This window comes from Burkholderia vietnamiensis LMG 10929 (assembly GCF_000959445.1).
GTDB lineage: Bacteria > Pseudomonadota > Gammaproteobacteria > Burkholderiales > Burkholderiaceae > Burkholderia > Burkholderia vietnamiensis.
In genome coordinates, this window is record NZ_CP009631.1 from 2050076 (window position 1) to 2064171 (window position 14096).

Sequence of the window (14096 nt, forward strand, 5' to 3'; positions counted from 1 at the left end):
GCAAAAAGCCGCGTTGAACGCGGCTTTTTGCTTTCTGGCGGCGGCGTGAGCGCCGCCGATGCAGCGCACGTCAGTACGACTGCCGCTCCAGGCGGATTTCCTGCAGGATCGTCGTCGCGATTTCCTCGATCGACTTGTGCGTCGACGACAGCCACTTGATCCCTTCGCGGCGCATCATCGCCTCCGATTCGTTGATCTCGTAACGGCAGTTCTCCGGCGCCGCGTACTTGCTGCCCGGGCGGCGCTCGTTGCGGATCTCCGACAGACGCTGCGGGTCGATCGACAGGCCGAACAGCTTTTCGCGATGCTGCGTCAGCGCCGACGGCAGCTTGCCGCGCTCGAAGTCTTCCGGAATCAGCGGATAGTTCGCCGCCTTCACGCCGTACTGCATCGCGAGATACAGGCTCGTCGGCGTCTTGCCGCTGCGCGACACGCCGACCAGGATCACGTCGGCTTCGGACAGGTTGCGGTTCGACTGGCCGTCGTCGTGCGCGAGCGAGAAGTTGATCGCCTCGATCCGCGTCTTGTATTCCTCGGTATCTGCGTTCTGGTGGCCGCGCCCCATCGCGTGGCTCGACTTCAGCTCGAGCTCCTGCTCGAGCGGCTCGACGAAGCGCTGGAACATGTCGAGCACGAGCGCGTTCGAGCGCTTGACGATGTCGTTCGACACGCTGTCGACGAGCGTGGTGAACACGATCGCGCGACGGCCGTCGTGCACGGCCGCTTCGTTGATTTTCTCGACGGTCGAATAGGCCTTTTCGAGCGAGTCGACGAACGGCACGCGCACGAGGCGGAATTTCTGGTCGAACTGGGACAGGATCGAATGCGCGAAGGTTTCGGCAGTGATCCCGGTGCCGTCGGAGACGATGAAAACGGTAGGCAGCATGAATCTGGGCGTCGAGCGTGAAGGGCGGTTGCGCGGGCGGCTGGAGGTTCGCCTCCACACGCGGTGACAAGGTCGCGCCACATCCGGCAGCCGGCACGGTAGAATAGCGGCAACCTGTTGGATAAGCAATTGCGGGGACGGTGCGCACAGGGCGCCCGGCGCTTGCCGCGAGCCATCCAAAATTCCCGGCAAGTTCGGCGATTCATCTGCATACGTCGCCTTTCTGCCGGGTTTTTGCACATCGAGGGTCGGAAGATTTCCACCGCTGCGATTGTTTCTCCAACAGGTTGCGCAAGACGCGCCGCGCCTTTTTGCAAGCGCCCGCGTTCGAGCCCACTTGCGCAATCGAGCATTTTTTTCACACTTAGGGGCTTGTATGACTAACGCAGCAAACGTCGCAAAGGACCAGGCGTATGTAATCCCGTTCGAGCAGTTGCGGATGACCGATGTGGAGATCGTGGGCGGCAAGAACGCGTCGCTCGGCGAGATGATCAGCCAGCTTTCCGAGGCAGGCGTTCGCGTCCCCACCGGCTTTGCCACGACCGCGCTCGCATTCCGCGATTTCCTCAAGCACAACGATCTGACCGATCGCATCGCCAAGCGTCTCGAGTCGCTCGACATCGACGACGTGAAGGCGCTCGCCGAAGCAGGCGCCGAAATCCGTAAATGGATCGTCGACGCACCGCTGCAGGCGCGTCTCGAGCAGGAAATCCGCGCGCAGTTCGAAATCCTGAAGAGCGGCTCGCCGACCGAACTGTCGTTCGCCGTGCGCTCGTCCGCGACCGCGGAAGACCTGCCCGACGCATCGTTCGCCGGCCAGCAGGAGTCGTATCTGAACGTCGTCGGCATCGACGACGTGCTCGATCGCATGAAGCACGTGTTCGCGTCGCTGTACAACGACCGCGCGATCTCGTATCGCGTGCACAAGGGCTTCACGCACGCCGAGGTCGCACTGTCGGCAGGCGTGCAGCGCATGGTGCGTTCGGACGTCGGCGCGGCCGGCGTGATGTTCACGATCGACACCGAATCGGGCTTCAAGGACGCCGTGTTCATCACGTCGAGCTACGGCCTCGGCGAAACCGTCGTGCAGGGCGCCGTGAACCCGGACGAGTTCTACGTATTCAAGACGACGCTCGCGCAGGACAAGTACCCGATCATCCGCCGCTCGATCGGCTCGAAGCTGATCAAGATGGAGTTCACGCAACCCGGCGAACCGGGCCGCGTGAAGACGGTCGACGTGTCGCACGAGCAGCGCAACCGTTATTCGATCACCGACGAAGACGTGATCGAGCTCGCGAAGTACGCGGTCATCATCGAGAAGCACTACCAGCGTCCGATGGACATCGAGTGGGGCAAGGACGGTCGCGACGGCAAGATCTTCATCCTGCAGGCACGTCCGGAAACGGTGAAGAGCCAGGCGAGCGGCAAGGCCGAGCAGCGCTTCAAGCTGAAGGGCCAGTCGCAGGTGCTGGCGACGGGCCGCGCGATCGGTCAGAAGATCGGCGCGGGCCCCGTGCGCGTGATTCAGGACCCGTCGGAAATGGAACGCGTGCAACCTGGCGACGTGCTGGTGGCCGACATGACCGACCCGAACTGGGAGCCGGTGATGAAGCGCGCATCGGCGATCGTCACGAACCGCGGCGGGCGCACCTGCCACGCGGCGATCATCGCGCGTGAGTTGGGCGTGCCTGCGGTCGTCGGCTGCGGCGACGCGACCGACGTGCTGAAGGACGGCGCGCTGGTGACGGTGTCGTGCGCGGAAGGCGACGAAGGCAAGATCTACGACGGGCTGCTCGAGACGGAAGTCACGGAAGTGCAGCGCGGCGAGCTGCCGGAGATTCCGGTCAAGATCATGATGAACGTCGGCAACCCGCAACTCGCGTTCGACTTCTCGCAGCTGCCGAACGCCGGCGTCGGTCTCGCGCGCCTCGAGTTCATCATCAACAACAACATCGGTGTGCACCCGAAGGCGATCCTCGAGTACCCGAACATCGATCAGGACCTGAAGAAGGCCGTCGAGAGCGTCGCGCGCGGTCATGCATCGCCGCGCCAGTTCTACGTCGACAAGCTGACCGAAGGCGTCGCGACGATCGCCGCGGCGTTCTATCCGAAGCCCGTGATCGTGCGTCTGTCCGACTTCAAGTCGAACGAGTACAAGAAGCTGATCGGCGGTTCGCGCTACGAGCCGGACGAGGAAAACCCGATGCTGGGCTTCCGCGGCGCATCGCGCTACATCGCCGAAGACTTCGCGCAGGCGTTCGAGATGGAATGCCGTGCACTGAAGCGTGTGCGCGACGAGATGGGCCTGACCAACGTCGAGATCATGGTGCCGTTCGTGCGTACCGTGAAGCAGGCGGAGCGCGTCGTCGGCCTGCTCGAGAAGTTCGGCCTGAAGCGCGGCGAGAACGGCCTGCGCCTCGTGATGATGTGTGAAGTCCCGACCAACGCGATCCTCGCCGAAGAGTTCCTGCAGCACTTCGACGGTTTCTCGATCGGCTCGAACGACCTCACGCAGCTCACGCTCGGCCTCGACCGCGACTCGGGCATGGAACTGCTGGCCGTCGACTTCGACGAACGCGACCCGGCCGTCAAGTTCCTGCTCAAGCGTGCGATCGACACCTGCCGCAAGATGGGCAAGTACGTCGGTATCTGCGGCCAGGGCCCGTCCGATCACCCGGATTTCGCGCAGTGGCTGGCCGACGAAGGCATCGTGTCGATTTCGCTGAACCCCGACACGATCATCGATACGTGGCAGGCGCTGGCCAAGCGGAAGTAACGGCAGCCCGCCGCTGCATCGAAAGGGCGGTCCGCCGCTCTTTCGATGAAGGCAAAATGCAAGCTTCGTGCTATAAACACCCCGGTATCTACCGGGGTGTTTTTTTATCTGCGCCCGCCGGATCGCTCGACGGTGCCGACCGCCACGCGCGGTCCGACAGCGAATATAGTGCGTAGTGGGGCGCAAGCGTTTTTCTGGAGACCACAATGATGTCGGGGCATCTGTTCTGGTGGATCGGGGTCGGCGTGCTGGTCGTGGCCGAACTGCTGACCGGCACCTTCTATCTGCTGATGATCGCGCTCGGCTTTCTCGCCGGCGGCCTGCTGCAGTTCGCCGGCTTCGCGCCGCACGTGCAGCTGGGCGCGGCCGCCGCGGTCGCGATCGTCGCGATGATCGCGCTGCGCCGCTCGGGGCTCGGGCGCAAGCAGAAGCGCGACACGTCGACCAATCCGGACGTCAATCTCGATATCGGCGCGACCCTTACGGTCGACGCGTGGCATGACGGCCGCGCGCGCGTGCAGTATCGCGGCGCCGACTGGGACGTCGAGCTGGCGAACGGCGAGCGCGACGATGCGCACGTGTACCGCGTCAGCGCCGTGCGCGGCAACTGTCTGGTCGTCGTCGCGAAAGCCGCGGGCTGATCGTCCACCGATAAAACAAGGAGGGAATATTTCATGGATTCGCTGATCGTCTGGGTCGTCCTGCTCGTCATCGCCATCGTGATCGTGTCGAAGACGGTGAAGATCGTGCCGCAGCAGCATGCGTGGGTGCTCGAGCGCTTCGGCCGGTATCACGCGACGCTGTCGCCCGGCCTGAACATCGTGCTGCCGTTCGTCGACCGGATCGCCTACCGCCACGTGCTGAAGGAAATTCCGCTCGACGTGCCGAGCCAGGTCTGCATCACGCGCGACAACACGCAGCTGCAGGTCGACGGCGTGCTGTACTTCCAGGTCACCGACCCGATGAAGGCGTCGTACGGATCGAGCAACTTCGTGCTCGCGATCACGCAGCTCGCGCAGACGACGCTGCGCTCGGTGGTCGGCAAGCTCGAACTCGACAAGACGTTCGAGGAACGCGACTTCATCAACCACAACATCGTGTCGGCGCTCGACCAGGCCGCGGCGAACTGGGGCGTGAAGGTGCTGCGCTACGAGATCAAGGACCTCACGCCGCCGAAGGAAATCCTGCACGCGATGCAGGCGCAGATCACCGCCGAGCGTGAGAAGCGCGCGCTGATCGCGGCATCCGAGGGCCGCAAGCAGGAGCAGATCAACCTCGCATCGGGTGCGCGCGAGGCAGCGATCCAGAAGTCAGAAGGCGAGCGGCAGGCGGCGATCAACCAGGCGCAGGGCGAGGCGGCCGCGATTCTCGCGGTGGCCGACGCGAACGCGCAGGCGATCCAGAAAATCGCGAACGCGATCCAGTCGCAGGGCGGCATGGATGCGGTCAATCTGAAGGTGGCCGAGCAGTATGTCGGCGCATTCTCGAATCTGGCGAAGCAGGGCAATACGCTGATCGTGCCGGCCAACCTGTCGGATCTCGGGACCGCGATCGCCTCGGCGCTGACGATCGTCAAGAACGCGACGCCGGCAGCGGGCGGTAGGGGCTGAGCGTCCGCGGGGCTTGCAGCGGCGTCGGCCGCTTCCGGCTTCCGGCTTCCGGCGTGCGGCGTATCGTCGCGCGGCTGCATTGCCGTGGCTGCGTCGGCGTTCAATTCCATCGGCAACGGCGTGGCAGCGCTGCACATGCGCCGGATCGCTACGCCGCCCACAGCAAAACGGCCCGCATCGAGCGGGCCGTTTCGTTGCTGCGGCAGCGCGTGCGTGTCACGTGCCGGCGCGCATGATGCGCGCCTTTTCGCGCTCCCAGTCGCGCTTCTTCTCGGTTTCGCGCTTGTCGTGCAGCTTCTTGCCCTTCGCGAGCGCGATGTCGCATTTCACGCGACCGCCCTTGTAGTGGAAGTTCAGCGGCACGAGCGTGTAGCCGCGCTGCTCGACCTTGCCGATCAGTTTCTTGATTTCCTCACGGTGCAGCAGCAGCTTGCGCGTGCGGACCGGATCGGGCTTGATGTGCGTCGAGGCTTCGGGCAGCGGGCTGATGTGGGTGCCGATCAGGAAGATCTCGGCGTTCTTCACCACCACGTAGCCCTCCTTGATCTGGCCGCGCCCGGCGCGCAGCGCCTTGACTTCCCAGCCCTCGAGCACGAGCCCGGCTTCATAGCGTTCCTCGATGTGATAATCGAAGTGCGCTTTCCTGTTGTCGATGATGCTCATGAAAGGATTGGGCCAACTCGTTTAAAATCACGATTTTAGCAAAGCGGGGCGTGAATCGCCCGGCTTGCGTTCCCACTTCAAGCGATGCCGCGCGATTTATGGCAGATGTCCAGAAAACCGTATTGATCCGTCACTCGGCGGAACAGATGTTCGACCTCGTCACCGACGTGGCCGATTACCCCAATTTCCTGCCCTGGTGCGGCGGCGTCGAAGTTCGCCGCCAGGACGACCGCGGGATGGAAGCGCGCATCGACATCAACTTCAAGGGCATCAAGCAGCATTTCGCGACGCGCAACACGCAGCAGCGTCCGAGCCGGATCGACATGGAGTTCGCCGACGGCCCGTTCAAGAAGTTCACGGGCTCGTGGCGGTTCATCCCGCTGCGCGCCGATGCGTGCAAGATCGAATTCGCGCTGCACTACGAGTTCTCGAGCATCCTGCTCGAGAAGATCATCGGCCCGGTGTTCAGCCACATCGCGAACACTTTCGTCGATTCGTTCGTCAAGCGCGCCGACCAGCGCTACGGCAAGGGGTGAGGCGATGCTGTCGATCGAAGTCTGCTACGCGCTGCCGGACCGCCAGACGCTGATTCCCGTTTCATTGCCCGAGGGCGCGACCGTGCGCGCCGCGATCGACGCGAGCGGCGTGCTCGCGCTGCATCCGGAGATCGATCTCGCGCAGGCGAAAACCGGCGTGTTCGGCAAGCTCGCACCGCTCGACGCACCGCTCGCCGACCACGACCGTGTCGAGATCTACCGGCCGCTGATCGTCGATCCGAAGCTCGCGCGCCAGCGGCGCGTCGACAAGACCCGCCGCGAAGGCTCGATCGAGGGCCGCAAGTGGATGCACAAGGACGCGCGCTGACGCGTCGCGTCGGCGTCGCGTCATCTCTTTTCTTTCCTGTTCATCGGCCGTACCGGCTCGATCGGCGGCCCGTTCAGTGACGTGTTCAGTGAGCCGTGGCGTTCGCGTTCGCCGCGGCGTGCTCGCGCGTGCCGTCGCCTGCATGCGGATCGCCGTGCCGACGCACCGACCCGTAGACGCCCGCGAGCAACAGCGCGAGCGCCGCGATCTCGAGCACGCGCGGCATCCGGTGGTCGTAGACGAACGCATAGAGCATCGCGAACACCGTTTCGAACACGATCAGCTGGCCCGATAGCGTGAGCGGCAGCCGCTTCGACGCCGCGTTCCACAGTCCGTTGCCGAGCCACGACGCGCCGATCGCCAGCGCGAGATTCAGCAGCCAGAACAGCTGCCAGCGCGATGCCGGCAGCGCGGCCTGTATCGTGCCGGCCGGCAGCGCCAGGATCGCGAGCCAGCACAGGCCGCCGATCAGCCCGGTCACGACGCCCCACAGCACCGACCACTCGTTGCCGCCGAAGCGATGGTGGCGCTGCAGGTAGCGCGCGTTCGCGACCGCGTACCAGGTCCAGCTCGCCAGCGCGCCGCTGGCGCAGGCGATGCCGAGGAGCTTCTCGTCGAGCGTGGTCGCATGCGCGGCGGCCGACGTGAACAGATCGACGTTGATGCAGACGATGCCCGCGATCACCAGCGCGAGCGGTGCCGCGAGGCGCCGCAGCGGCACCGCGCCGTGGTCGCTCAGGCCCGCGAGCGTGACGGTCACGGGCAGCACGCCGACGATCAGCGAGCTGGGGCCGATGCCGATCAGATGCACGGCGCCGGACAGCAGCATGTAGTACGCGACGTTGCCGATCAGCGCGAGCTTCGCGAGCGCCACGACGTCTTCGCGGGTCAGCCGCGCGAGCAGCGAGCGGGCGGCCGGCAGCGCGGCCGCCAACGACACGAGACCGTACATCGCGTAGCGGCCGGCGCTCAGCAGCAGCGGCGAGAAGTCGGTCAACAGCCGCGGCACCAGAAACACCATGCCCCACAACGCGCCCGCCAGGACGCCATACACTACACCGCGCTGCATCGACTGCTCCGAACAAAAGACTGACGAGCGCGCATCTTAGCGAGGGTCGAGCGAAGGCGTCTTGTTCATTCCTGCACCGGGGGGTGGACGTGGTGCGCGTGCGGCCGCGGTGCGATCGCAGGCGTATCAGCGTTCTGCTGCTGCGTCGGCGTCGCTGTCGTGCACGGCGTTCCCCGACGCGGGGCGGCGCACCGCGCGCAGCGTGCCGCTGTTGCCGCCGCCGCAGTAGAACGTGTCGCGGCCGTCGGATTCCAGTCCCGACACGCCGACGCCGGCCGGCATGTCGACCTGCTCGAGCACGTGTCCGGTGCCGGGGTCGACGCGTCGCAGCGCGCTTTCGTCCGCTTCCCACGTGCCGTGCCACAGTTCGCCGTCGACCCAGGTCACGCCGGTGACGAAGCGGTTCGATTCGATCGTGCGCAGCACGGCGCCCGACTGCGGATCGATCTGATGAATCTTGCGCTCGCGGTATTGCCCGACCCACAGCGTGCCTTCGGCCCAGGCGAGCCCGGAATCCGCGCCGCCGCCGGGCGCGGGGATCGTCGCGAGCACGCGGCCCGAGTCGGGGTCGATCGTTTCGATGCGGTCCTCGACGATCTGGAACAGGTGGCGGCCGTCGAACGCGGTGCCCGCATGCGCGGCGACGTCCAGCGTGCGCACCGTCGTGCCGGCACCGGGATCGAGCGCATTGAGCTTGTCGCCGGACGCGAACCACACGTGCTGCCCGTCGAACGTGACGCCGTGCACGCCGTCGACGCCGGCAAACGGGCCGTATTCGCGCAGGATGCTTGCGGTGGAACGTTTCATGTCTGTCTCCTCGTCGTGGGTTGGCCCATCCTAGTCGCCCGGCAGCGTCACGGGGAGTAACAATGCGGTCGCGAATCCGGGCGGCGCGGGCGTGAGCCAGCGGCGCGCACGGCCGCGACCGAGCGCCTGCGCCTTGCCGGCGGCCGCCAGCGCTTCGAGCGCACGCTGCACGGTGCGCTGGCTGGCGCCGAGCGCGAGCGCCAACGCGGAGCTCGACCATGCGTCGCCGTCGGCGAGCAGCGCGAGCACGGCAGCGTGGCGATCGTCGACGACGCGCGCGAGCACGACGATGTCAGCGGCGCCGAGCGGCTCGAGCGCGAAGCCGTCGGCGGTGGCGGTCAGCTTCGCGAGCGGCCGCAGCATCGCGCGCAGGCGGCCGATCTCGACGCGCAGGCGCGCGCGATGCGAATCGTCCGCGTGTCTCGCGCGAAACGCGGCGGCGACGAGCGCGTTCCTCGACACGTCGCGCGGCCACGCTTCGCCGAGCACGCGCGCGAGCGTGAACAGCACCGGGCGGCGCGCGAGCGACACGCTTGCGCGCGCATCGCGCACGGCATGCCGGCACGCGTCGACGACCAGCGCGTCCGACTCGAACAGCGCCTGTACTTCGTCGAGCCGCACGAGCCGCGATGCCCCGCGTGCGATGAGCCGCGCGGCCGGCGTATCGAGCGCGCGCGCGGCCGTCTCGACTTCGGCGCTCAGTGCGGCGATGCCGGCATGTTGCGCGGCCGCGCGCGCACGGGCCAGCGCGGCGCGCGCCGCGTGCGGGCGGATGCGGCGGATCGCGATGCCGGCCGCGATCAGTTCGTGTGCCGCGCGCGACGCCGGCGGCAGCGCGGCGGGCTCGAGCTGCGCGAGTTGCTGCTCGGCGTCGTCGACGCGTCCGATCAGCAGCAGCCGGCGCACGCCGAGATAACGCGCATGGGCCGCGTTCGCGCGATCGCCGTGCGCGTCGAGCGTCGCGCATGCGGCGTCGAGTGCGCGCGACGGCCAGCGCAGATCGCGCGACGCCAGCGCGATCTCGGCTTGCGCGACCACGCAGCGCGCGCGTGCGACGGCTTCGTGCGGGCCGAACGCGCGCGCCGCCGCGCGCATGAGCGCGCGGGCGCGCTCGAAGTCGCCGAGCTGAGCCAGCGCGATGCCGCGCAACGCGAGCGCGGGCGCGTCGCCGCGCAGTGCGACGCGGTTCAGCGCGCCGAGCGGGTCGCCGGCCGCGAGCGCGCGGGCGGCGGCGGTGATCAGCGAATCCATGCGAATCCCGACACAGTTGTCACTCCCTCGCGTCCGATCCCGGGCCCTAATCTAGCACCACGCACACGGCGAAGCCGCCGTGCCCGAATCCCGACGAAAGGAGAAACCCGCAATGACGACCCATCTGACCGGAACGCGCGACGAATGGCTGACGGCGCGACGCGCGCTGCTCGACGCGGAAAAGACGCTCACGCGCCATAGCGACGCGCTCGCACGGCGTCGCGAGGCGCTGCCGTGGGTGCGCGTGGACAAGACCTACCGGTTCGACACCGAGCACGGCGCGGCGACGCTCGACGATCTGTTCGACGGCCGTTCGCAACTGCTCGTCTATCACTTCATGTTCGGCCCCGACTACAAGGCCGGCTGCCCGTCGTGCTCGGCGCTCGCCGATGGCTTCGACGGTTTCGCCGTCCATCTCGCGAACCACGACGTGACGCTCGCGGCGGTGTCGCGCGCGCCGCTCGCGAAGCTGCTGGCGTACCGGCAGCGCATGGGCTGGCGGTTTCCGTGGGCGTCGTCGGAAGGCGGCGCGTTCAATTTCGACTTCAACGTGTCGTTCACCGAAGCGCAGCAGCGCACCGGCGACGTCGAATACAACTATGCGCGCGCCGCTCACGCGATGGACGTGGATCCGCCGCCGGCCGCGGTCGCGCAGTTCGCCGCGACCTGCGGCACCGATGCCGCGACGTATGCGCGCGACCGCCCGGGGATGAGCGCGTTCGTGCGCGAGGACGGCGTCGTCTATCACACGTATTCGACCTATGCGCGCGGGCTCGATGCGCTGTGGGGCATGTACGCGTGGCTCGACCGCGCGCCGCTCGGCCGCAACGAGACGGGCGTGTGGTGGCGCCGTCACGACGAATACGCGCGCGATTGAGCGCGGAGGCGGGCGATGCGTTGCGCGACTCGATCGGGCCGGCACTCCGTTGCCCCGCGCAGCGCGGACCGCGCGTTCTGCGCGGCGCTCGCGGCCGCATTCGCCGCGGCGCTGTGGGCGACGCTGGCGCTGCATGCGTCGATGGACGCGATGGGCGGCACGCCGATGGCCGGCGGCTGGACGCTGTCGGCCGCGTGGGGCGGATCGTGCGGATGGCGGCCGGGCAGGGCGTTCGGTGAGTTCGTCGGCATGTGGGCGGCGATGACGGCGACGATGATGCTGCCGGTGCTGGCGCCCGAGCTGTGGCGGTATCGCCGCCGGATGGGCGCGTCGGGCGATGCGCGCGCGGGATGGCGCGTCGTGGTGGCGGGTGCCGGGTATCTCGGCGTATGGCTCGTGCTTGGCGCGATGGTGTTTCCCGTGGGTGCCGGGCTGGCGGCCGCGGCCGCGCGGCCGCCCGCGCTCGCCGCCGCGATGCCGGTGGCGGCCGGTGCGGTCGTGTTCGCTGCCGGCGTGCTGCAGTTTTCCGGCTGGAAGCGGCGCCGGCTTGCCTGCTGCCGGCACATGGCCGCGGCGGACGACGACGGCCCGCGAGCCGGCGTGGGCGCCGCATGGCTGTATGGCCTGCGGGCCGGCGTGCGCTGTGCCGCGTGCTGCGGCAATCTGATGGGCGCGGCCGTCGCGGCCGGCATGATGGATCTGCGCGTGATGACGATCGTGACGGCCGCGATCGCCGCCGAACGGCTCGCGCCTGGCGGCGCGTGCGTGGCGCGCGTCGTCGGCGGCGTGGCGCTCGGCGCGGGTGCGGTGATGGTCGTGCGTGCGGTGGCTGCGCTGGCGTAGCCGCGCGTCGGGCGCTGGGTGCCGCCGCCGCACATCGAAGCCGACTGGCGGCCCGCTGCAAGCAGTGCGGCGCCGCCGCGCCACTTCGTCGCGCGCGGGCCGATTCCGGCCGCTTCGCCCTGCCTGCGCGAATGCTGCGAGCGCCGGGTGAAACGAAAGGCGATCGAAAACGAACCGAACGGCGATCCGAACGATTCGGCCCCCGAACGCTCCCGAACGGCTAACCCGTTGTTCGTGTTGTGAAAATCCGCGGCGCTTCGCGTATAATTCGCTTTTGCGCCCATAGGATTTGCCATGCGTCTGATCCAAAAAGCACTCACTTTCGATGACGTGCTCCTCGTTCCCGCCTTCTCCGACGTTCTCCCGCGCGACACCAGCCTGAAAACCAAGCTGACCCGCAACATCTCCCTGAACATGCCGCTCGTGTCCGCCGCGATGGACACGGTCACCGAAGGTCGCCTCGCGATCGCGATGGCGCAGCAGGGTGGCGTGGGGATCGTCCATAAGAACCTGACGCCGGCCGAGCAGGCCCGCGAGGTCGCGAAGGTCAAGCGTTTCGAATCGGGTGTCGTCCGCGACCCGATCACCGTTCCGCCGCAGATGAAGGTGCGCGACGTGATCGCGTTGTCGCGCCAGCATGGCATCTCGGGTTTCCCGGTCGTCGAAGGCCCGCAGCTCGTGGGCATCGTCACGAACCGTGACCTGCGTTTCGAATCGCGCCTGGACGAGCCGGTCAAGTCGATCATGACGCCGCGCGAGCGTCTCGTCACGGTCAAGGAAGGCACGCCGCTCGCCGAAGCGAAGGCGCTGATGCACAGCCACCGCCTCGAGCGCGTGCTGGTCGTCAACGACGCGTTCGAACTGCGCGGCCTGATGACCGTCAAGGACATCACGAAGCAGACCGAGCATCCGGACGCGTGCAAGGACGAGCACGGCAAGCTGCGCGCAGGCGCGGCGGTCGGCGTCGGCCCCGACAACGAAGAGCGCGTCGAGCTGCTGGTGCAGGCGGGCGTAGACGTGATCGTCGTCGATACCGCGCACGGTCACAGCAAGGGCGTGCTCGAGCGCGTGCGCTGGGTCAAGCAGAACTTCCCGCACGTCGAGGTGATCGGCGGCAACATCGCGACCGCGGCTGCCGCGAAGGCACTCGTCGAATACGGTGCGGACGCCGTCAAGGTCGGTATCGGCCCGGGCTCGATCTGCACGACGCGGATCGTCGCGGGTGTCGGCGTGCCGCAGATCAGCGCGATCGCGAACGTCGCCGAGGCGCTGAAGGGCACCGGCGTGCCGTGCATCGCCGACGGCGGCGTGCGGTTCTCGGGCGACGTGTCGAAGGCCCTCGCGGCCGGCGCGAATGCGGTGATGATGGGCAGCATGTTCGCCGGCACCGAAGAGTCGCCGGGCGACGTGTTCCTGTACCAGGGCCGCCAGTACAAGTCGTACCGCGGCATGGGTTCGGTCGGCGCGATGAAGGACGGCGCGGCGGACCGCTACTTCCAGGACAACTCGGCGAACATCGACAAGCTCGTGCCGGAAGGCATCGAAGGCCGCGTCGCGTACAAGGGCTCGGTCAACGCGATCCTGTTCCAGCTGGTCGGCGGCGTGCGCGCGAGCATGGGCTACTGCGGCTGCCGCACGATCGACGAGCTGCACGAGAAGGCGGAATTCGTCCAGATCACCGCGGCGGGCATGCGCGAGTCGCACGTGCACGACGTGCAGATCACGAAGGAAGCGCCGAACTATCACGTGGATTGAGCGCCGATGAAACCGCTGCTGCGAGCCGTGCTGATCGTCGACGCCGTGCTGCTGCTCGCGTTCGGCACGTTGTTCGTGCTGACGCCGTGGCAGGCGCTGTTCAATGCGCTGCAGCTCGCGAACGTCCAGCCGGCGATGCTCGGCCAGGCGTTCGGCATCGCGCTGCTCGGGCTCGCGTGGCTCGCGTTTCATGCGGCGGTCAACGGTGAACTCACGGCGCCCGTCGCGCGGGCGGTCGGCCATGTGAACTGGCTGATCGGCGTGCTTGCGGTCGTGTGGTCGCTCGGCACCGGCAACGGCCCGGCGATCGCGGCGGCCGGCCGCGTGCTGTCGGTCGCGGCCGGGGTCGCGCTGATCGTGCTCGGCCTCGGCGGCGTGCGGCTCGCCGCGGCCGTGCGGCGGCGCGACAAGGCGCTGGCGCTCGAGGCCCGCGGCGCGCAGCGTCCGGCCGAGCCGGCGCCGGTCGTCGTGCCGCAGCCGCGGGTCGAGCCGAGCGTCGCGCGTCCGGCAGCACCGGCAGCGCCTGTCGCACCGGCGGCAGCAGCCGATGCCGCGGCAGCGGCCCGTTCGTCCGGCAGCGTCGCGTTCGACGCCCGCCCGCCGGCCGAGGATTGACCGGCGATGCGTCGCGCGAGCCGCCGCCCGCCCGACGCCTCCGTCCATGCTATTGACGCAGCGCTTCGTGCGCTGCTTTT

15 protein-coding genes are annotated in these 14096 nt (G+C 67.8%); 10 read left to right on the top strand and 5 right to left on the bottom strand.

Going from position 1 to position 14096, the window contains the following annotated elements:
• Positions 1-70: 70 nt before the first annotated feature.
• Entirely contained in the window at positions 71-886 is an 816-nt protein-coding gene (ppsR, locus tag AK36_RS19350) for a posphoenolpyruvate synthetase regulatory kinase/phosphorylase PpsR (RefSeq protein ID WP_011885129.1), read from the bottom strand.
• Positions 887-1262: 376 nt separating this feature from the next.
• Here ppsR and ppsA point away from each other — a divergent pair, with 376 nt between their 5' ends.
• From ppsA to AK36_RS19365, 3 genes are all read left to right on the top strand, one after another.
• Entirely contained in the window at positions 1263-3662 is a 2400-nt protein-coding gene (gene ppsA, locus AK36_RS19355; protein WP_045578983.1) for a phosphoenolpyruvate synthase, read from the top strand.
• A gap of 206 nt (positions 3663-3868) precedes the next feature.
• The gene (locus AK36_RS19360; protein WP_011885127.1) at positions 3869-4303 is read left to right on the top strand and encodes an NfeD family protein; all 435 of its coding nucleotides are present in this window, start codon (positions 3869-3871) and stop codon (positions 4301-4303) included.
• Between the two features lie 33 nt (positions 4304-4336).
• A complete protein-coding gene (locus tag AK36_RS19365; RefSeq protein WP_011885126.1) occupies positions 4337-5272 on the top strand; it encodes an SPFH domain-containing protein in 936 nt (311 codons plus the stop codon).
• A 216-nt stretch (positions 5273-5488) separates the two neighbouring features.
• Here AK36_RS19365 and smpB read toward each other — a convergent pair whose 3' ends face one another.
• The gene (gene smpB / locus AK36_RS19370; protein WP_006478511.1) at positions 5489-5935 is read right to left on the bottom strand and encodes an SsrA-binding protein SmpB; all 447 of its coding nucleotides are present in this window, start codon (positions 5933-5935) and stop codon (positions 5489-5491) included.
• A gap of 98 nt (positions 5936-6033) precedes the next feature.
• Between smpB and AK36_RS19375 the strand changes: the two genes are divergently transcribed.
• Entirely contained in the window at positions 6034-6471 is a 438-nt protein-coding gene (locus tag AK36_RS19375; protein ID WP_011885125.1) for a type II toxin-antitoxin system RatA family toxin, read from the top strand.
• Positions 6472-6475: 4 nt separating this feature from the next.
• The gene (locus AK36_RS19380) at positions 6476-6799 is read left to right on the top strand and encodes an RnfH family protein (protein WP_011885124.1); all 324 of its coding nucleotides are present in this window, start codon (positions 6476-6478) and stop codon (positions 6797-6799) included.
• 85 nt (positions 6800-6884) lie between these two features.
• On the opposite strand, the gene AK36_RS19385 is transcribed toward AK36_RS19380, so the two are convergent.
• The 3 genes from AK36_RS19385 to AK36_RS19395 form a co-directional block, all read right to left on the bottom strand.
• Positions 6885-7868 carry a DMT family transporter gene (locus AK36_RS19385; protein ID WP_045578984.1) on the bottom strand — a complete coding sequence of 328 codons (984 nt, stop codon included), beginning with the start codon at positions 7866-7868 and terminating at the stop codon, positions 6885-6887.
• 126 nt (positions 7869-7994) lie between these two features.
• The gene (locus tag AK36_RS19390) at positions 7995-8675 is read right to left on the bottom strand and encodes a Vgb family protein (RefSeq protein WP_045578985.1); all 681 of its coding nucleotides are present in this window, start codon (positions 8673-8675) and stop codon (positions 7995-7997) included.
• Positions 8676-8705: 30 nt separating this feature from the next.
• Positions 8706-9926: a hypothetical protein gene (locus AK36_RS19395; protein WP_045578986.1), complete on the bottom strand. Its 1221-nt coding sequence runs from the start codon at positions 9924-9926 to the stop codon at positions 8706-8708.
• A gap of 112 nt (positions 9927-10038) precedes the next feature.
• Here AK36_RS19395 and AK36_RS19400 point away from each other — a divergent pair, with 112 nt between their 5' ends.
• The 5 genes from AK36_RS19400 to AK36_RS19420 are packed head-to-tail and all read left to right on the top strand — an operon-like array spanning position 10039 to position 14016.
• A complete protein-coding gene (locus tag AK36_RS19400) occupies positions 10039-10803 on the top strand; it encodes a DUF899 domain-containing protein (protein ID WP_011885120.1) in 765 nt (254 codons plus the stop codon).
• Between the two features lie 15 nt (positions 10804-10818).
• Complete coding sequence (locus AK36_RS19405) at positions 10819-11646, top strand: DUF2182 domain-containing protein (protein ID WP_045578987.1); 828 nt, start codon at positions 10819-10821, stop codon at positions 11644-11646.
• Positions 11647-11664: 18 nt separating this feature from the next.
• Positions 11665-11889, top strand: coding sequence for a hypothetical protein (locus AK36_RS19410; protein ID WP_014723201.1), 225 nt, complete (start codon positions 11665-11667; stop codon positions 11887-11889).
• Between the two features lie 51 nt (positions 11890-11940).
• Positions 11941-13401: an IMP dehydrogenase gene (gene guaB / locus AK36_RS19415; protein WP_011885118.1), complete on the top strand. Its 1461-nt coding sequence runs from the start codon at positions 11941-11943 to the stop codon at positions 13399-13401.
• Positions 13402-13407: 6 nt separating this feature from the next.
• Complete coding sequence (locus tag AK36_RS19420; RefSeq protein WP_011885117.1) at positions 13408-14016, top strand: hypothetical protein; 609 nt, start codon at positions 13408-13410, stop codon at positions 14014-14016.
• The last annotated feature ends 80 nt before the right edge of the window (positions 14017-14096 follow it).